Genomic DNA, 19,249 nt, shown 5'->3' on the forward strand with positions numbered 1-19,249 from the left:
GTCTATCGGGATGCTTTATTTTGATTATGAGGAGTGAAATGTATGGAACCGGTCGACAGAGAGAGTTTGAGAGGCGGAGCGTTAATCGGCGATCGATATCGGATTGCGGGTCTGATCGGCAGGGGAGGCATGGGAGAAGTATATGCCGCGGAAGATTTGCGTCTGCAAGGTAAATTACGGGCATTAAAGGTGAATCGGCCGCCGACCGCGGACGGACTTTACAGCGCCGAAGAGGCTGCACTTCTTATGCGGCTGAATCACCCGCGCCTTCCGATTATAGTCGATTATTTTCCCCCGGGCGACAAGGACAGCGAAATGCTCGTTATGGACTATATCGACGGTGAAACCGTCCAATCCTTGCTTCGAGACAGCGGCGGGTTCTTGCCGGAGTCCGCAGTGCTTAATATTGGAATACAACTGTGCGATGCGCTTCATTATTTGCATAGCCAGCATCCGCCGATTATTCACCGCGACTTGAAACCGACGAACGTTATGGTGGATCAAAACGGCTACGTACGGTTGATCGACTTTGGTATTGCCAGGCGTTATAAGGCGGGACAGGTCCAAGATACGGTTAAGCTCGGTACTCCCGGGTTTGCGGCTCCTGAACAGGAGGCACAGAGGCAAAGTGATGCACGCACGGATGTTTTCGGTCTCGGCGCCCTGATGCTTTATATGCTGAACGGAGGCACCCCGCTCAAAGACGGTGTGCAGTCAGGAGGCGGCCTGCCGGGAAATGTGTCGGCTGACGTTCGTTCGGTAATCGGCCGAATGCTTGATCCCCGGCCTAACTGCCGTTATACGTGCATGGAAGAGGCTGCCAAAGCAATGGCTGCCTGTGTACAGTCGCCGAATGCCGGTGGATCCATCTTACCGGAAGGCTTACAAGCACAACGGAGTATTCAACAGCCCGGAATAAGCCGAGCCAAACCGCTTCATATTACAGTAGCATCGTTCTCACCGGGCGCGGGTTCAACGTTCGTCGCAATATCGCTTGCCCGGCTGCTCGGTTCCCGCGGCATCGAGTGCGCGGCCGTTGAGCATCCTTCGCTTGAACCGGAATGGTATTCCTTGTTAAACATAGAACATCGAAAGAAATCGGCTAAAGCCGGCCAGCCACTTGATTCCCGCTATATTCGGATTCAGGACGGACGGGAACCGGTGTATTGGCATGCTCTTCTGCCATCTGCAGCTGAAGCGGCCATTGATGATGATCTGAAATTCAGGTTAATGATGGAATCGATAAACGAACCCGTCGTGGTGACGGATATGTCCGGCCAATGGCTCGAACGGGCTGCAGAAAAGCAGTTGCTTCAAACCGACGTTCTAATATTCGCTGTTGATCCATTCCCGTCCAAATGGACGCTCCGCCGAATGAAAGCGGCGCAAACTATTTGCTTCGAACGGGAGGGAAACAATCTTGCAACAATATGGGCTGCCAACAAAGATATGAAATTTCGCAGCCGTTCCGAATGGCTCGCGATGATTCCGGCCAAGCCGGACATTTCGATTCCTCTTTTGCCCGCTGAGGAGTGGGTAGAGCTGATGTGGAACGGGTTATGGGCAACCTCGCACAAATCATGGTCTAAAGCGTTTGAACGTTCCTTCCACCCTTTTATCAGCAGGCTTTTTGCATCAAGTTAACACAACAGGCAAGCTCCTGTGATACAATGGAACGCGAGCGGTGTAGAACAAACGCGCTCTTTAACATGAACACCATATAGAAACGGAGTATTGAGAGATCATGAGCTTACTGACAGTTGAAGAATTATCCCATAATTTTGGCGATCGTACGTTGTTCAAAAATGTTTCCTTCCGTCTGCTTGCAGGCGAGCACGTCGGATTAGTCGGTGCGAACGGAACTGGTAAATCGACGATGATGAACATTTTGACGGGAAAGCTGCTTAAAGACAGCGGGAAAGTGGAGTGGACGCCCAGAATCCGCTATGGATACCTGGATCAGCATACGAAGCTGACTCCTGGAAATACGATACGGGATGTGCTTAAGGACGCTTTTCTGCCGCTCCTTGAGCTGGAGAACGAAATGAACGACATAGCCGTTCAAATGGCTGATGCCGATCCGGATAGACTGGAAGAGCTGCTTGTAAGGATGGGCGAGATTCAAGAGGAGCTTGAGATCGGCGATTTCTACATGCTGGACGTGAAAGTGGAGGAAATGGCCAATGGTCTCGGCTTGAATGCGATCGGGCTCGAACGAGATGTGGCCGCTCTTAGCGGGGGGCAGCGTACTAAGGTTCTGCTCGCCAAGCTTCTGCTGGAGAAGCCGACCGTACTATTGCTCGACGAGCCGACGAACTATTTGGATGAAGAGCATATAACGTGGCTGACAGGGTACTTGAAGTCGTACCCATACGCATTTATTCTGATTTCGCATGACACCGGCTTTATGAACGAGGTCGTGGATGTGATCTACCATCTTGAATTCGCCAAGCTAACCCGTTATTCGGCGAATTACGAGAAGTTTCTGCAGATGGCGGATATTAATAAAAATCAACACATCGATGCATACGAGAAGCAGCAGGAATTTATAAAGAAACAGGAAGACTTCATTCAACGGAATAAAGCCCGTTATTCGACCAGCGGACGCGCAAAAAGCCGCGAGAAGCAGTTGGACCGTCTGGACCGTATCGACCGTCCCGAGGAAGCGATGAAGCCGACGTTCAACTTTAAAGAGGCGCGTACGAGCGGCAAGACTGTATTCGAGGCAAACGGCCTCTTAATCGGTTATAACAGGCCGCTGCTGCCGGAAATGAACATGCTAATTGAACGGGGAGACAAGATCGCCATTGTCGGCTGCAACGGTGTAGGTAAATCGACGCTGCTGAAGACGATTCTGGGACAGATCCCGCCGCTTGACGGTAAAGTCTACCGCGGGGATTTTCTGCACCCGGCTTATTTCGAGCAAGAAGCCAAGGCTCCGAACTTAACGCCGCTTGATGATGTCTGGAACGAATTTTCTCATATGAATCAGCATGAAGTGCGGGGAGCGCTTGCACGCTGCGGTTTGAAAAATGAGCATATAACGCGCGCCCTTAACCAATTAAGCGGCGGCGAACAAGCGAAAGTACGGCTTTGCAAGCTGATGATGCGGGAGAGCAATTGGATAGCGTTTGACGAGCCGACAAACCATTTGGACGTTATCGCGAAAGCGGAGCTGAAACGCGCACTGGAAGCTTTCAAAGGGACGATTGTGCTTGTATCTCATGAACCGGATTTTTATGAAGATTGGGTCACAAAGGTATGGGACGTCGAGGCATGGTCCTTACAAAACACCCACTGACCTTTCAGCGGAAACGAGGGTCGCTCGATTTGACAAGTGGAGGGATTAGTTGACTTGGAAACCGGACGGAAGAAAGGCACATTTGGCGAAGTGTTCATTACGGCTCTGAAGCTTGGCCTGACTTCGTTTGGCGGTCCTACCGCTCATGTGGGGTATTTCCGCGAAGAGTACGTAAAACGTAAGCAATGGCTTGGCGAGCGCAAATTCGCCGAATATATGGCGCTCGCACAGTTCCTTCCAGGCCCGGCGAGCAGTCAGCTCGGCATGGCGATCGGCATTGAACGTGCCGGCATTAAGGGATCTATAGCCGCATGGCTCGGATTTACTCTGCCATCCGCACTCATCATGCTGTTGTTCGCGCTGGCAGCTTCAAACGCGGACTTATCACAGGCAGGCTGGCTGCAGGGTCTGAAGCTTGCGGCCGTTGCGGTCGTCGGATTAGCGGTCTGGAGTATGGGCAACACCTTAGCGGCGGGTCCGATCCGGGCCACTATGGCGATAGGGTCTGCCGCGCTTGCTTTATGGATACCGGGTGCCGGTGCTCAGCTGATTCCGCTCGTTATTTGTGCAGTCGTGGGATTATTATGGCTGCAGCCGAACCTGCCGAAAGCCGAGGCATCGGATGAACCGCAAAACAAGCCGATGATTTCGTATCCCGTCGCATGGACCGCTCTCGCACTTTTTGCCATTCTGCTTGCCGCGCTGCCGATCGCGTCGCGCTTAAGCGCTTCTCCGCTGCTGGCGCTTGTAGACAGCGCATACCGCGCCGGTTCGCTGGTGTTCGGCGGCGGGCATGTGATCCTTCCAATGCTTGAGCACGAAGTGGTTGGAAGCGGCGCGGGCAAGCTCTCAGCCGAGACGTTTACCGCCGGCTATGGTGCAGTACAAGCCGTGCCCGGACCGCTCTTCACGTTTGCCGCTTATATCGGAGGCTCGATGGCCGGCGGACTCAAGGGTATTTTGTTCGGAACGGCAGCGTTAATCTTTATATTTCTTCCATCCTTTCTATTGCTCTTAGGCGCGCTTCCCTTCTGGCATTCGCTTCGCGGAAGCATTAAGGCACAAGCGGCGCTGATGGGCGTCAACGCCGCGGTCGTCGGTATTCTTCTTGCCGCCTTGTATAATCCGATCTGGCATGATGCGGTTCAATCTCCCCGTCATTTTGTAATTGTGCTTCTCGTATTTCTGCTGCTGCACGTTTGGAAACGACAACCATGGCAGGCGGTACTCTTCTCTGCACTTGCCGGATGGGTGCTGCTGTAAGGATCCTGTGAGCGGCTTGCAAACGTAACGAAGCTTCATTATGATTGGTGACATAAGCGCTCCTAATCGATTCGTAGAAGTGGAGGACAACTAGATGAACGAACGCATACTTGTAATCGAAGATGAAGAGGGAATCGCTCGTATCCTGCAGCTTGAGCTGGAGCATGAAGGGTACGTGGTCGGACGGGCTGCCGACGGCAGGAGCGGAATGGAGCAGGCCGCATCCGGCGAGTGGGATATGGTTCTTCTTGATGTTATGCTGCCGGGACTTAACGGTATTGAGGTTCTGCGCCGATTGAGGCAAGCTGGAAATCCGATTCCGGTTATACTGCTGACGGCGCGTGATACCATTCCGGACAAGGTTAGCGGATTCGAGCATGGCGCCAATGACTATATTACGAAACCGTTTGCAATGGAGGAGCTGCTTGCGCGCGTTCGCAATCTTCTGCGGATTTTCCAGCAGCAGCCGAGAGAAGCGGAAAGTCCGGATGTAATTAAAACGGCCGATTTGTCGATTGAACTGCGCTCCCGAAAGGTATTCCGCAAAGAACTGCCTATTGAGCTCACACCTCGAGAATTCGAGCTGCTCGTTTATTTGGCCGAGCACAAAAATGAGGAAAAATCGAGGGAAGACATTTTGTCAGAGGTATGGGGGTACGATTTCATCGGCGAAACCAACCTTGTGGATGTGTATATTCGATATTTGCGCCAGAAGATCGATAAAGGATATCGTCACAAGCTCATTCATACGGTTCGGGGCGTCGGCTACATGCTCAAGGAGCCGGATGCATGACACTGCGTAAAAGATTTACTTTTTTCACGATATTCTGGTTGATCTTCATCTTGATTCTGTTCAATATCTTCGTCTATTTGTTCGTGATCAAAATCACCCTGCGCAGTGAGGACCAGCTGCTCACGAATAAAGTCAATATTTTACTCGAGGATCCGCGGATTAACGATCCCGCGACGCTCTCCGACCCGGATCTGCTTCGGGACTATTACAACGCCAGCGAGCTGATGCGTATTGTCGATACGAAAGGGATGGTCCTTAACAGCAGAGGCTCCGATCCGGAGCTTCTGGCTCTTCCGCCGGTCTTCACAGAACAGCACGAGACAGGCATGATGTTCATTGATGGCCGTAGAGCGCTGTTTATGAAAGTACCGCTTTATCATGGCTCGCAAGTGATCGGGACGCTTGAGATGTACCGCAAGCTGACGCTGCTTGACAGCTACCTGCAGGTTCTGGTTATCGCGCTTACGATTACGAGCGTTGGCGCTACATTGTTCGCGATAATCGGTACGTACTGGTTCACCTCCCGATTGACCTCGCCGATTCAGCATATGGTTCAGACCATGCGGGAGATCGACCGGAGCGGTAAACTGAGACAGATCGAATTAGACCAGAAAGATCAGTCCGCGGAGCTGCTTCAGCTCGCGCGGGCCTTTAATCAGATGATCGACAGGCTGGACCGGACGTTTGAGCATCAGAAGCAGTTTGTCGTGGATGCCTCGCATGAGCTGAAAACGCCACTTACCGTTATTAGCAGCTACGCCGGTATGTTAAAACGGTGGGGCAGAGACGACGATACCATCCGCGATGAAGCTATCGAAGCGATCAGTAAGGAAGCGCAGCGGTTGCAAAATTTAACGAAATCAATGCTTATGCTGGCCCAAGCGGAGCAGGAAGATTGGCTTAAGGCGGAAATATTCAATGTCGTTCAACTTGCAGAAGAAACTGCCGATCTGCTGCACATGACCTTTCAACGGATGATCCGCGTTCATTCGGCTAAGCCGGAGGTACGTCTGAGAGCCGATAAGGATAAAATTCGGCAGCTGATGGTTATTCTGCTCGACAATGCGATTAAATACAGTAAAGAAACGATTGACATTTCATTGACGGTTACCAAAGGAACCGTACGGATATCGGTTTCGGATAAAGGGATCGGCATTCCGGAGGAAGAGATGCCGTACATATTCGAGCGCTTCTTCCGCGTGGATGGGGCGCGCAGCCGCTCGACAGGCGGGGTTGGACTCGGGTTGTCGATCGCGAAAAGGATCGTAGATCTTCATGACGGTCAAATTGACGTATTCAGCAAGCCGGAGCAGGGGACGACCATTACAGTCGTTTTACCGCAAAAAAAATAATTGGCCGGACAGCAAGAGCCGCTTCGAAGGTCAAGCTTGACTTTGAAGCGGCTCTTGCGCTTGGCCCGCAATATATTGATCTATTTGACGACGCGTCGTGCTGTCAGATAATGCGAGTTCCAATACGATGAACTGAGGCTTGAGAACTTTACGCCGCCTTTGCCGTATGTATGCAGAATTCTATTGTTTCCCACGTAGATTGCGACGTGTCCGACCCTTTTACCGGTACGGGCCGTGGAGAAGAACACTAGATCGCCTTTCTTTAATTTACTGCGGGGTACGTAATAACCGATTTTAGACTGCATAATTGAGGTGCGGGGCAAAGAAATTCCAATTTTCCTGAATACATGCTGGGTAAAGGACGAACAATCAAACATGGAAGATATTCCGCTTGGAGCGCCGAACCGATAGGGGACTCCCAAGTAGTTGTCGCCGATGCTGATAATACGGCTTGCCATTTTGTACGATGCGGCCTCTGCTTTGGGGGTATGTATCGCTGCAATGCTTGAAAATCCGATAAAAGCGCTAACACCTATAGCAATAACTTTACGGACAATTATGTTCTTCAGCATTCTCGTGATGTCCTCCAATTCCTCTTGTTGATTGATAGGAATACTATACCAGAAGCTAAACATCCTAAAAGATTACCACGAAGAAAATGATCCCAGACCCGCCAACGGTTTGAATCGATTTATTAAAAAAAAATAAGAATTTTCTAATCGAGGGAGAGAAGGAATTGAATATTCGCATTGGGGCCGTTCAGTGTAGACTGGAAGATATCGATAGCTGCCCACGTTATCGATGCAGGAGACGGGAAACCTGCCGGCATCTTAAGCGAAGGCGTGATTAAACGACGATATGCTCATGGTCGCAGACCTTGATTTACAGCTGCTTGCTCGCGCAGCCGGCTCGGTTACGACCTGGCGCGACCGGAGAACCGACTTATACCCGGATTGGCCGAAGGATTGAACGGAAGCAGAGGGGAGCGCATGTATAAAGAACTGATCGTATATTCGTCAGGTCAACCCGTTCGCGTTATCATCCGAAACTATACGCTGGATGATGTGGAGGGTATGATCGACATTCAGAAAGAAAGCTTTCCGCCGCCTTTTCCTGCTGAGCTTTGGTGGAATACGGAGCAGCTGCGTGAGCATGTAACCCGCTTCCCGGAAGCAGCCCTATGCGCTGAGGCCGGGGGGAAATTGATCGGCTCGATGACCGGATTATTAGTTAATGATTCGATTACGGGAACCGATCATAGCTGGGATTCCGTCACGGACGGCGGATATATTAGAAACCACGATCCTCAGGGAGAGACGCTTTACGTCGTAGATTTATGCGTTGTTCCCGCTTACCGCAAAGCCGGCATCGGCAAGTGGCTTATGCAGTCGATGTACGAAGTTGTCGTCCATCACCGGTTGAGACGGTTACTTGGCGGAGGGAGGATTCCCGGTTATCACAAATACGCTTCCCTTGCCACTGCCGAGGAGTATGTCCAGCGTGTGGTAGCCGGGGAATGGAACGATCCTGTGCTTTCCTTTTTATTGCGCTGCGGTAGAATGCCGGTTGGTGTCGTTTCACATTACCTGGAGGATGAGGAGTCCTGCCATTTTGCGGCATTGATGGAATGGCGCAATCCTTTTTGGCGCTGAAATTTGTAGTCAAATCGAAGGGAGCTTGATTGAAATGGACTATATTCGAATTCAATCGATCGATAATCCGCTGTTTTTAAAGATGCACCAACTGATGTCAACGGTTTTCCCTCCTGAAGAGGTTCTGGCTTTCGAAAAGTGGAAGGAGCCCCTTATGGACCCGGGCATCCATGTTTATGCTGCCGTAGACGGGGAGGAGGTTGTCGGGGCCACAGAATACCGGTACTATCCGGATATGCGTGTCGCGATGACCGATTTTACGATTGTCGGCCGCCCTTCAATGGGCATCGGCCGGTTCCTGATGCGCAGCAGAGAGAAGGATATTGCCCGCCTTGCCGCGGATACGGGAACGGAGCCGCTTGGCATGTTTGCGGAGATTTACGACCCGGTGCGGGCGGATTATCATGTAGGAGGCATTACGCCGATGCATCCATATGTCCGCCGAGAAGTGCTCTCGCATATTGGTTATCAACGGCTGGACTTCCCTTATGTGCACCCTTCATGGGAGGAAAACGGCGAAGCGGTAAGCGGACTTGACCTTTGTTTTCTTCCTCGGGATGAAGAGCTGCATGAACTACCGTCGCCAATGGTATCGGAGTTTCTAAACCGGTATTATTCAGCACTTCCCAATAAACCGGCGGCGTGGTATGACATGATACAAAACCTGCAATTAAGCGGGATGCTCGCCTTGAAGCCATTATAACGTTCATTTGGAATGCCGGAATTAGGAGGGAACCTTGTGACAACTACGATAGCTTTCTGGGGTACTGGCGATTCAATGGGGGTCCCGCGTGTTTACTGTGATTGCGAAGTCTGCGGTGAAGCGCGCATGAGCGGCGTTAATCGGAGATACCGCTCGCTTGTCCATGTAACGAATGACGAGTTCGGTACTATGCTGATCGATTGCGGCCCGGATTGGCGCACGCAAATGGAAGCTGCGGGACTGCGCCGTATTGACCGCATATTAATTACCCACGCACATTTTGATCATATAGGAGGCCTGTCCGAATGGGCGGATATGTGCCGTTGGCTCGGTTATCGGGGAGAAGCTTTCGCGATGCCGGATGTGATAGACGATATCAATGTGCGATTTTCCTGGATCAGCCGCAATATTCATTTCAGGCCGATCGAGGGGCCGCTTACATTCGGAGCCTGGCAGGTTGACTGTTGGAAAGTAAATCATGGGAAGAATGGCTATGCTTATGCGTTTCGATTCTCTCATGCGGCCAGCGGGAAAGCATGGGCTTATTGCTCCGATGCAATTGCCCTGTCGGAAGTACAGCGCAAGCCTTTGTACGGATTGGATCTGCTTATACTCGGGACAAGCTTCTACCATGAGCCGTTTCCGTTCGAAACACGCTCCGTATACGATGTAACCGAGGCGCTGGCCCTGATTGAGGAATGGAAGCCCGTCCGAACAATTTTCACTCATTTATCGCATGATATCGATTTGCGACGTGATTATCGGCTTCCGGACGGGGCAGCATTTGCAAGGACCGGATTTGAAGTGAAGCTCTAGGCATAAGGGAGCTTGACGATTCGGGTTCGAAACGGTATTATAGACATAACTTTACAGGCAAGGGGAAATTTTAATGTTTGTCGGTGTTCTTAACTCGTAATTGGATAGAATGGCACACAATCCACTGTAACCGTTAGACGTCATCTCTATGACGGCTCGGTTATCAGTCCCACTGTAACCGTTAGACGTCATCTCTATGACGGCTCGGTTATCCGTACCGTAACATCAGGGATCGTTAATACGGTCACCGGGTTATAGTACCTGGAGCATGAAGAAGTACAGCTGCGCTTGTCATCTGCACAGGCTTTGTTCAGCTATACTTATTCACTTGTGTGCCGCCAAGAGTTAAGAACATGACGATTTCCGCCTGCTGACGGCAAATCCGCGTGCTCTTTGAGCACGCTTTTTTCATTTCCGGATACATTCAGGCATAAGTCCAGTCCTGCAGGATGGCCGCCTCCAAGTAACCGGTAAGGGATTTGCCGCACTAAAACACAGGAATGGAATGCGCATGCGTTCTGTTCTTGTGTTTTTTTATTTCAAGCAATTTAGAGTAAATGAACCACTTAGGAGGCAAAACAGACAATGAACGAAACGACCTTGAATAAATTGGAATTCGATAAAATCAAACATATGCTGAACGGATTTACCGTATCTCCATCGGGGATGCAGCTTGCCGCCAGACATGTACCGTCCGCTAATGAAATGCAGGTCCGGGCGTGGCTGAAAGAGACGGAAGAGGCGGCGAATTTACTGGCAACCGGTGCAAGCATCCCACTGTCCGCAATGGAAGGGATGGAACCGTTCATAGCACTGCTCGGCAAGGGGAAAATCTATACCGAGCAGGAGCTCGGTTACCTGGCTTCATGGCTGGCGGCCGTTGCCCAGATGAAACGTTATATGGAAGCCAAACGATTTGCGGCGCCTACCATTAGCGGCTACGCCGATTCGATGCACGACTGTCCAGAGCTGCGCAAGGAATTGGACCGGTGCATCAGGCACGGTATGCTTGCAGACCAGGCGAGCCCCTTGTTAGCCGATATCAGGCGTCATATTGCCGCTGTGGAAGATAGGATAGAGCGCAGGTTGAATCAAACGCTCGGAAAATACAAATCCGCCCTTCAAGAGCAAATCGTAAGCAAGCGCAACGGACATTATGTTATCGCCGTCAAACGTGAGCTTCGCAAGCAGGTGCCCGGTACGGTATGGGATGAATCGGCAAGCGGTCAAACCCTGTTTGTCGAACCTGTCGATGTTGCGGAGCTTCAAGCGGAATGGCAAATGTGGAAGGCTGAGGAAGAACGCGAGCGGACGGTCATTTTATCCGAGCTGTCGGAAATAGCCGAGCAGCAGGCGGAACGGTTAAGGTGGAATGCGGAAGCGATGGCTTCCTTCGATTTTATCTTCGCGCGGGCGAAGCTGTCGAGAACATATGACGGTATTCCCGTTAGCCTTACGAATCGACCGTATATCAAGCTGGTTGGCGCAAAACATCCCCTGCTGGGGTCAAAGAGCGTACCGCTTGACGTCGAGCTCGGAGGCGCATGGCGACAGCTTATCATCACCGGGCCGAATACCGGAGGGAAGACGGTTGCACTGAAGACAATCGGCCTGCTTGCGCTTATGGTTCAAGCCGGCCTGCTGGTGCCTGCTTGTAAAGGGACTGAATTCGGCTTGTTCCAGCATATTTTGGCCGATGTCGGCGACGGTCAAAGCATTGAGCAATCGCTTAGTACCTTTTCGGCTCATATGGCTAGTTTGAGGGAAATGATGACGTCCGCGAATGAACGCTCGCTCATTCTACTCGATGAGCTGGCTGCCGGCACCAATCCGGATGAAGGAATCGCATTGTCAATCGCGGTTCTTGAAGAGCTGCTCGAGAGGAGATCGTTCGTAGCTGCAACGACTCATTTTAATGAAATCAAACGTTTTGCCGCCGAGACACCTGCATGCACGAACGCCCGTATGGCGTTCGATGCGGAAACGCTTAAGCCGCTTTACCGGTTGGAAATCGGCGAGGCCGGCGATAGCTATGCATTTGCTATTGCCAGACGTTTCGGGCTGCCGGAACGGATTGTACTGCGGGCAGAAGCGAGAGCGGCTGCATATAGGTCGAATGGCGTAGCGCAGCCAGATAACCGGGCGGCCGACATCAGGAAAGAGCCGACCGGAACGAACGATAAGGTATCCGGTACGACAGGCAGCTTGAATGCTATTAATCAATCCAATGTACAATCGGGAAAATCCATTGGCTCGCCTTCCGAGGTCGTACACGGCACTGGTATCGATATGATGCTTGCGAACAATGAGTTGGACCAGACTTCCGCAAAACGCCCGTTTGAAGTCGGCGACTGCGTCTGGATATATCCGCTCAAACGGACCGGCATTGTATTTAAACCGGCTAACGAACGGGGAGAGGTTGTCGTTCAGGTGCAGAAAAACAAGCTGACATTCAACAGGAAGAGACTCTCGTTATATATCCCGAATCATAAGCTGTACCCTGGTACGGACTATGACCTGGACATCGTGTTCGAAAGCAAAGGAAATCGTAAAACAAAGAAGCTCATGGGCAGAAAATATGTACCGGGTCTTGAAATAGTCACTCCGCCCGACGAGACGCAGCAATAAGCGAGGAGGCCGGACAAATCAAGTTAATCGCGGCTTTGGATGACAAGCAGTAATCCTTCCCGTATTCGGATCAAGCCTTGGCGGCCGCTCAGAACATTGCTAATTCCAAGCGACTGGCCGATCTCAAGCGCAGCGTCGTGAAGCGGATACCGAAAACCCGACAGGGTAATTCCTGTTACGGTGGTTGATAACGGCAGAAGCGACACATACGGGAAATTATTGTCTGTCAGAACAAGCTCATTAGTAGTTAACTGTATTAAATTGTTTTCGTCCACAATGGCTGCATCGACACCGGATTCCGCCGCTGACCGGAGCAAATGAATATTGGCGAGCGAGTGATCGAAGCGTGAACCTAGCGCGCCGAACAGCATGATTTGATGCGGATGCTTGGTGAGTGCAAGACGCCAGGCGAGCTCGGTGTCGGTATAGTCTTTGTCGATGGGATCGCATGCGATTATCTCATCGCTTTGCGCTTCTATCAAGGCAAGCTGCTCCGGCGTGACGGAGTCGAAATCGCCCAGAGCTATATTTGGTCTCATCCCATGAGAGACGAGGAATAGCGCGCCTCCGTCGGCGCCGATCAGCAAATCCTCGGGCGTGATATGTGAAAGAGCCCAAGGTCCGAGTCGGCCACCGGTAAAAATTAGTATACGGTTCGTGCTCAATGGAATGATCGTTCCTTTCCGTGAATATATCCTTTTGACAGTATACTTCCGCCGCCGCTCAATAACCAGCGTCAAAATTAACGCTACCTCTTGCCGATTCGGATAACGGCGGCTAAAATGAGAGAGGATTTAATCAAGACACTTTCGGCGAAGATGGGAATAACGCAAAAGAAGGATCTCATGCAGCTAGAATGTGCAACCGGAGGCATTATGACGTGACTTTTCAGCCAAGTATGGACATTTTCACCTTATTCAGCATTATCGGCACCATCGCTTTCGCCGTGAGCGGCGCGGTTGTGGCAATGGAAGAGGAGTATGATATCCTCGGGGTATATGTGCTCGGCCTTGTGACGGCATTTGGCGGGGGAGTCGTCCGAAACCTGCTTATCGATGTGCCTGTCACGATGCTTTGGACGCAGGGTATGCTGCTCAAAACCGCCGTTGTCGCAATGACGATTGCGTTCGTGCTGCCGATCAAATGGATTCAGCGATGGCAAAAGAGCGAGGCTTTCTTCGATGCCATAGGGCTATCCGCATTCGCCATACAGGGCGCTCTCTACGCCACCGGCAAGTACCCGCTCAGCGCCGTCATTGTCGCAGCCATGCTGACGGGAATCGGAGGCGGTATGATAAGGGATGTGCTGGCAGGGCGAAAGCCGCTCGTGCTGAGGGACGAAATCTATGCCGTTTGGGCGATGGCGGCCGGCGCCGTTATCGGTCTGGGCTGGTTCGAAACTTCACACGAACTGCTATTCTTATTTGGAGTCGTTATCGTATTTCGGATGCTTTCTGTTCATTATAAATGGAGACTGCCGCGTCGATCGCTGAAATTTGCTCTCGCCCAGTCGGTTCATGCAGAAGACGAACGCGCAGCTGCGCAGCTGGAAGCGAAACAGAAAGGAGGAGGCGAATGATATCCGTATTGTTTGTCTGCCTTGGCAATATATGCCGTTCACCCATGGCGGAGGCGGTGTTTCGACAACAATTAAAGGAACGGCAAATGGAACACATCATTGAGGCCGATTCCGCAGGAACGGGCGACTGGCATCTTGGAAAGCCGCCACACGAAGGGACCAGAAGCTTGCTCGAACGTTACGGGATTCCCTATGACGGGATACGTGCCAGACAGGTGCGGATAGACGATTATAACGACTATGATTATATCGTTTGTATGGACAGCAACAACGAACGCGATGTGAGGCAGCTGTTCGGCAGTAAATCGGATGGCCATACGAAGGTATTCAAATTTATGGAATTGCTTCCGGAAATTAAGACTGACGATGTGCCGGACCCATATTACACAGGTAATTTTGACGAGGTGTACGACCTCGTATCGCAGGGCTGCTCCCGCCTGCTGGATAAAATATGCGAAGAGCAGTTGAACCGCACGGAAGCCTGACCATAATAAGAAAGGACCGTTTTCAATGCTGAATTCAGTTTCAGCGCTGGAAGCGGTCCTTTTTTTAAAGATAGAGTTATCCAGTCTCGGCGCCGAGAAATGTTTTAAGCGCTTCGGGAATAAATTTCTGCCAAAAGCCCCAAACATGATTCCCATCGTGTTCTCCGTAGTACAGCGTTGCGCCTTTTTCCTCCAGTCTCCGCTTCATCTCCCGGTTTAGCGCGACAAAATCGAACACGCCCCGATCGGATTCGAATGCGGTTTCCTGTAAACCGACAATCATATACATAGTAAGCCATTCAAGCTTGGCCGTCTCCGCTGCAATCGACTGGGATACGGGGTAGAAAGCGCCGGAGAAGCTTATCACGCGCTGAAACAGGTGCGGAAAAGTGAGCGCCAAGTGTAAGGAAACCGACCCGCCAAGCGAATCGCCGGCCAGAATACGTTCAGAAGGCTCGCGCCGGACGGGGTATTTTTCCTCAATATAGGGGACGAGCTCGTTCCCGAAAAAATCCGTGTAGCCTGCAAACAAATCACCGTCCGGCGAATATTCGGCGGACCTTAGCTTCTTGTTGACATCCACGCCGACAATGATGAAAGGCTCGATCCCTTCATCGAGAATAAGCTGATTTGCAATCGTCGCAATTCTTCCGAAGTTGAAAAATTCTTCGCCGTCCTGACAATAAACGACAGGATAACTGAGAAGTTCATTGTAGCCCGGCGGCAAATATACGCGAAGATCGCGCGAGCCTTCCGGTAGACAGCGGCTTGCCACCTTTTCTTTCACTATCGTTCTTTTCAAGTACCGTTCATCCGTCATTGTAAAAAACTCCTCTCTCACTGCATGGATTCGGTAAGTTGTGGGTAAACAAAGGGGAGGCCCAAGCACCTTCTGCAAAGCGCGGTTTGGTATCGTTGTACTATACTGTACTATAAATTTCTGTGGTCTGTTACATATACAAGGTGTAGAAAAAATAACCCAAAACTGCGAAAAATCAACGGTTTATTGTCTTTTATACTTTGACCGTTCGGGTTAAACAGGGTTATAATCATTCTATAACAGAGACTCGCGGTTTTACAAATATTTAACTGAGGTGAACGATATGAGCAAGCTGCCTTACGAAGTTCAGACAGAACCGGTTCAGCCGTTGTCCGTACTATCGCCCGAGGGTGAAATCGTCAATTCCGATTTTATGCCGAATTTGTCGGATGAGCAACTGAAAGAAGTTATGTACCGAATGGTATTTACGCGCACTTGGGATGAACGCGCGGTCAATCTCGGAAGACAAGGACGACTTGGCTTCTATGCTCCGGTTTCGGGTCAGGAAGCATCTATGATCGGCAGCGAATATGCCCTCAATAAGGATGATTTTGTATGCCCGGGTTATCGTGATATGCCGCAAATCGTATGGCACGGGCTGCCTCTTTACCAAGCTTTCTTATATTCCCGGGGCCATCAGCACGGTGGGCAAATTCCGGAAGGCGTTAACGTCCTGATGCCGCAAATTATCATCGGCGCGCAAATTTTGCATGCCACCGGCGTTGCCATGGCGTTCAAGAAGAAGGGCGAGAAGCGCGTTGCAATAACGTACACCGGCGACGGCGGCTCCTCAGAGGGAGATTTCTATGAAGGCATGAACTTTGCCGGCGTATTTAAACTTCCTGTTATTTATGTCGTTCAGAATAACGGATACGCGATCACCACGCCTTTTGCAAAACAAACGGCGGCCCAGTCGATCGCACATAAAGCTGTAGCAGCCGGCATTAAAGGCGTTCAAGTCGACGGAATGGACGTGCTTGCCGTTATCAAAGCCGTGTCCGATGCCGCCGAACGCGGCCGCAACGGCGAAGGCGCGACGCTGATCGAACTGCTTACCTACCGTTTCCGTCCGCATTCGATGGCTGACGATACTTCCAAGTACCGCACCAAGGATGAAGAGGGCGAGTGGAGCCTGAAGGACCCGATTATACGTTTCGGTAAATATTTGGAGTCTAAAGGCCTCTGGTCGGATGAAGATACGGCTCGCGTCAAGGAAGAAGCGAAAGCTACCGTTAACGAGCATATCAAGAAAGCGGAAGCGACAGAGAAAATGACGGTCGCAGGATTGATCGATTCGATGTTTGAGCATACGCCGCAGCATCTGGAAGAGCAAAAAGCCGACTTTCAATAATCGTTTAATAAATAGATGACGGCAAGCCCATGCTTTAGAAATAAGTTTTACGGGGTAAAACATAGCATGGCGCTTCCGGAGTATCGCAGAAAACTCTGAGGAGGAACCTTCAGCAATGGCTCAAATGAATATGAAAGAAGCGATCCGCGACGCAATGCGCGTCGAGTTGAAAAATGATCCGAACGTAGTCGTCTTCGGAGAAGACGTCGGTAAAGTCGGCGGCGTATTCCGTGCGACCGAAGGTTTGCAGGGCGAGTTCGGCGAGGACCGCGTATTCGATACGCCTCTTGCCGAATCGGCTATCGCGGGTATGGCTGTCGGGATGGGCATTCAAGGCTTCCGTCCGATAGCGGAAATTCAGTTTGTCGGCTTTATTTTTGAAGCGCTTGACCAAATGTTTGTTCAGGCGGCGCGTATGCGCTACCGTTCCGGCGGACGCTACAACGCTCCTATCGTATTCCGCACTCCTTTCGGCGGCGGCGTTAAAGCTGCCGAGCTGCACACGGATGCGCTTGAAGGCCTTGCTCTGCAAACGCCGGGAATTAAAGTGATCGTACCGTCGAACCCTTACGATGCAAAAGGTTTGCTCGTTTCCGCGATCCGCGATAACGATCCTGTCTTCTTCATGGAGCATTTGAACCTGTACCATGCATTCCGTCAAGACGTGCCCGAAGATGCTTACACGGTGCCGATCGGCAAAGCGAATGTCGTCCGTGAAGGCAGCGATGTAACGATTATCGCTTACGGCATGATGGTTCATACAGCTGTGAAAGCGGCTGAAGAACTGGAAAAGAACGGTGTAAAAGCGGAAGTGATCGACCTTCGCACACTGATGCCGCTCGATATCGACACCATCGTTGCCTCGATTCAAAAGACAAACCGAGCAATCGTCGTTCAGGAAGCGCAGAAATCATCAGGCGCCGCGGCGGAAATCATTGCCCAAATTAATGAAAAAGCGATTCTTCATCTCGAAGCCCCCGTCCTGCGTGTGGCCGGTCCCGATACGGTCTATCCTTTCGCGCAAGTGGAAGACGCGTGGCTGCCGAGCACGGCGCGCGTTATTGCAGCAGTGAACAACGTTTTGAACTTCTAATTGACTTATTACAATAGATCGAATCAGACAGGTCGATGAGACCTGGAAGGAGGTCACGGGACGTGGCGAAATTTGAGTATCGGTTCCCGGAGCTGGGCGAAGGGCTGCATGAAGGCGAAATCGTAAAAATGCACATTAAACCCGGAGATACGGTAACCGACGAAGATATTATTATGGAAGTGCAGAACGACAAGGCGATTGTGGAAGTGCCCTGCCCGGTAAACGGCAAGGTGCTTGAAGTGCTTGTCAAAGACGGGCAAGTATGCCACGTCGGGGATATTGTTGCCGTTATTGATGCTGAAGGCGAAGTTCCGGAACAAGCGGCTCCGGCTAACCAAAGCCACGCAGCGCCTGAGGCTGCGAAAGAGCCGGCGAAGACCGAGCTGCCTAAGACCGGCGCTGCCGATACGGCGAAAGACGCAGCTCCCGAAGCGGCTGATAAAGCGGCAGCTCCGGCTCCTGCCAAAGCTGCAGGCGGCCTGGTTCTGGCGACGCCAAGTGTGCGTAAATTTGCGCGTGAGAAGGGCGTAGACCTATCCGGAGCAGCAGGCTCTGGCAAAAACGGCCGTATAACGCGTGAAGACGTTGAGGCATTGGCGGCAGGCGGCGGTAAAGCTCCTGCGGCAGCGCAAGCTGGCGCTCAAGACGCGGCAGCGGGCGCAGCACAAGTTGAATCCAAACCGGCGAATGTGACGACTATTGCCGGCGATCGTACGGAAGAGCGCTTGCCGTTCAAGGGCATCCGCAAGGTGATTGCAAATGCAATGTCCAAGTCGGTCTACACTGCGCCGCATGTAACATTAATGGATGAAGTCGACGTTACCGAGCTCGTGGCACTGCGCACGAAAGCGAAGCCGGTTGCGGAGAAGAAGGGCGTCAAGCTGACGTACCTGCCGTTTATCGTCAAAGCGCTCGTCGCGGCCTGCCGTCAGTTCCCGATTGTGAACTCGACGCTGGATGAAGAAGCGCAGGAAATCGTGTACAAGAAATACTACAACATCGGTATTGCAACGGATACCGATAACGGTCTGATCGTTCCCGTTATTCCGGATGCGGACCGCAAGAACGTCTGGATGATCGCCGACGCGATCAAGGATCTTGCCGTACGCGGACGCGAAGGCAAGCTCACTCCGAACGAAATGAAAGGCAGCACCATTACAATTACGAATATTGGTTCCGCAGGCGGCATGTTCTTCACACCGGTCATCAACTTCCCGGAAGTAGCGATTCTCGGTACCGGCCGCATCTCGGAAAAGCCGGTTGTCAAGAACGGTGAAATTGTCGCAGCATCCGTAATGGCCCTCTCGCTCAGCTTTGATCATCGTCTCATCGACGGCGCAACAGCTCAGAATTTCTTGAATTACATCAAGCAGCTGCTCGCCGATCCACAATTGCTTGTTATGGAGGTGTAAG

At 51.5% G+C, this 19,249-nt stretch carries 17 protein-coding genes and 1 pseudogene; 15 read left to right on the forward strand and 3 right to left on the reverse strand.

Annotated features, from left to right (window positions below; translation table 11 throughout):
• Window positions 1-42 precede the first annotated feature (42 nt).
• The 5 genes from KZ483_RS13555 to KZ483_RS13575 all read left to right on the forward strand — a co-directional run bounded on the left by KZ483_RS13555 (window position 43) and on the right by KZ483_RS13575 (window position 6,709).
• Window positions 43-1,644 (forward strand): serine/threonine-protein kinase, encoded by a 1,602-nt coding sequence (locus tag KZ483_RS13555; RefSeq protein ID WP_220353167.1) that lies wholly within the window; start codon window positions 43-45, stop codon window positions 1,642-1,644.
• Between the two features lie 100 nt (window positions 1,645-1,744).
• Window positions 1,745-3,301 carry an ABC-F family ATP-binding cassette domain-containing protein gene (locus KZ483_RS13560; RefSeq protein WP_220353168.1) on the forward strand — a complete coding sequence of 519 codons (1,557 nt, stop codon included), beginning with the start codon at window positions 1,745-1,747 and terminating at the stop codon, window positions 3,299-3,301.
• Window positions 3,302-3,355: 54 nt separating this feature from the next.
• Window positions 3,356-4,564: a chromate efflux transporter gene (gene chrA, locus KZ483_RS13565; protein ID WP_220353169.1), complete on the forward strand. Its 1,209-nt coding sequence runs from the start codon at window positions 3,356-3,358 to the stop codon at window positions 4,562-4,564.
• Window positions 4,565-4,658: 94 nt separating this feature from the next.
• A complete protein-coding gene (locus KZ483_RS13570; protein ID WP_220347808.1) occupies window positions 4,659-5,357 on the forward strand; it encodes a response regulator transcription factor in 699 nt (232 codons plus the stop codon).
• Entirely contained in the window at window positions 5,354-6,709 is a 1,356-nt protein-coding gene (locus tag KZ483_RS13575; protein WP_220347809.1) for a HAMP domain-containing sensor histidine kinase, read from the forward strand. The genes KZ483_RS13570 and KZ483_RS13575 overlap by 4 nt, the downstream gene beginning before the upstream one ends.
• 80 nt (window positions 6,710-6,789) lie before the next feature.
• Here KZ483_RS13575 and KZ483_RS13580 read toward each other — a convergent pair whose 3' ends face one another.
• On the reverse strand, window positions 6,790-7,281 hold the full coding sequence (locus KZ483_RS13580; RefSeq protein WP_220347810.1) for a C40 family peptidase: 492 nt from the start codon (window positions 7,279-7,281) through the stop codon (window positions 6,790-6,792).
• Between the two features lie 246 nt (window positions 7,282-7,527).
• Here KZ483_RS13580 and KZ483_RS28910 point away from each other — a divergent pair.
• The 5 genes and pseudogenes from KZ483_RS28910 to KZ483_RS13605 all read left to right on the forward strand — a co-directional run.
• A pseudogene (locus KZ483_RS28910) lies at window positions 7,528-7,678 on the forward strand (acyltransferase); the annotation flags it as partial.
• 20 nt (window positions 7,679-7,698) lie between these two features.
• On the forward strand, window positions 7,699-8,361 hold the full coding sequence (locus tag KZ483_RS13590; protein WP_220353435.1) for a GNAT family N-acetyltransferase: 663 nt from the start codon (window positions 7,699-7,701) through the stop codon (window positions 8,359-8,361).
• A gap of 34 nt (window positions 8,362-8,395) precedes the next feature.
• Window positions 8,396-9,064, forward strand: a complete 669-nt coding sequence (locus KZ483_RS13595) for a GNAT family N-acetyltransferase (RefSeq protein WP_220347812.1) — start codon at window positions 8,396-8,398, stop codon at window positions 9,062-9,064.
• 75 nt (window positions 9,065-9,139) lie between these two features.
• The gene (locus KZ483_RS13600) at window positions 9,140-9,880 is read left to right on the forward strand and encodes an MBL fold metallo-hydrolase (protein ID WP_220353436.1); all 741 of its coding nucleotides are present in this window, start codon (window positions 9,140-9,142) and stop codon (window positions 9,878-9,880) included.
• A gap of 585 nt (window positions 9,881-10,465) precedes the next feature.
• Window positions 10,466-12,508, forward strand: a complete 2,043-nt coding sequence (locus tag KZ483_RS13605) for an endonuclease MutS2 (RefSeq protein WP_220347814.1) — start codon at window positions 10,466-10,468, stop codon at window positions 12,506-12,508.
• Window positions 12,509-12,531: 23 nt separating this feature from the next.
• On the opposite strand, the gene KZ483_RS13610 is transcribed toward KZ483_RS13605, so the two are convergent.
• Window positions 12,532-13,248, reverse strand: a complete 717-nt coding sequence (locus KZ483_RS13610) for a thiamine diphosphokinase (RefSeq protein ID WP_309568566.1) — start codon at window positions 13,246-13,248, stop codon at window positions 12,532-12,534.
• 158 nt (window positions 13,249-13,406) lie between these two features.
• Here KZ483_RS13610 and KZ483_RS13615 point away from each other — a divergent pair, with 158 nt between their 5' ends.
• Window positions 13,407-14,087: a trimeric intracellular cation channel family protein gene (locus KZ483_RS13615; protein WP_220353438.1), complete on the forward strand. Its 681-nt coding sequence runs from the start codon at window positions 13,407-13,409 to the stop codon at window positions 14,085-14,087.
• The gene (locus KZ483_RS13620) at window positions 14,084-14,572 is read left to right on the forward strand and encodes a low molecular weight protein-tyrosine-phosphatase (protein WP_220347816.1); all 489 of its coding nucleotides are present in this window, start codon (window positions 14,084-14,086) and stop codon (window positions 14,570-14,572) included. The genes KZ483_RS13615 and KZ483_RS13620 overlap by 4 nt, the downstream gene beginning before the upstream one ends.
• Before the next feature lie 76 nt (window positions 14,573-14,648).
• Here the strand turns inward: KZ483_RS13620 and KZ483_RS13625 are convergent, their stop codons facing one another.
• Window positions 14,649-15,392 (reverse strand): alpha/beta hydrolase, encoded by a 744-nt coding sequence (locus KZ483_RS13625; RefSeq protein ID WP_220347817.1) that lies wholly within the window; start codon window positions 15,390-15,392, stop codon window positions 14,649-14,651.
• A 283-nt stretch (window positions 15,393-15,675) separates the two neighbouring features.
• Here KZ483_RS13625 and pdhA point away from each other — a divergent pair, with 283 nt between their 5' ends.
• The 3 genes from pdhA to KZ483_RS13640 all read left to right on the forward strand — a co-directional run bounded on the left by pdhA (window position 15,676) and on the right by KZ483_RS13640 (window position 19,248).
• Window positions 15,676-16,743 (forward strand): pyruvate dehydrogenase (acetyl-transferring) E1 component subunit alpha, encoded by a 1,068-nt coding sequence (pdhA, locus tag KZ483_RS13630; RefSeq protein WP_220347819.1) that lies wholly within the window; start codon window positions 15,676-15,678, stop codon window positions 16,741-16,743.
• A gap of 115 nt (window positions 16,744-16,858) precedes the next feature.
• Complete coding sequence (locus tag KZ483_RS13635; protein WP_220347820.1) at window positions 16,859-17,836, forward strand: alpha-ketoacid dehydrogenase subunit beta; 978 nt, start codon at window positions 16,859-16,861, stop codon at window positions 17,834-17,836.
• Between the two features lie 62 nt (window positions 17,837-17,898).
• On the forward strand, window positions 17,899-19,248 hold the full coding sequence (locus KZ483_RS13640) for a dihydrolipoamide acetyltransferase family protein (protein WP_309568567.1): 1,350 nt from the start codon (window positions 17,899-17,901) through the stop codon (window positions 19,246-19,248).
• Window position 19,249: the final 1 nt, after the last annotated feature.

Source organism: Paenibacillus sp. sptzw28 (assembly GCF_019550795.1).
Classification (GTDB): Bacteria; Bacillota; Bacilli; order Paenibacillales; family Paenibacillaceae; genus Paenibacillus_Z.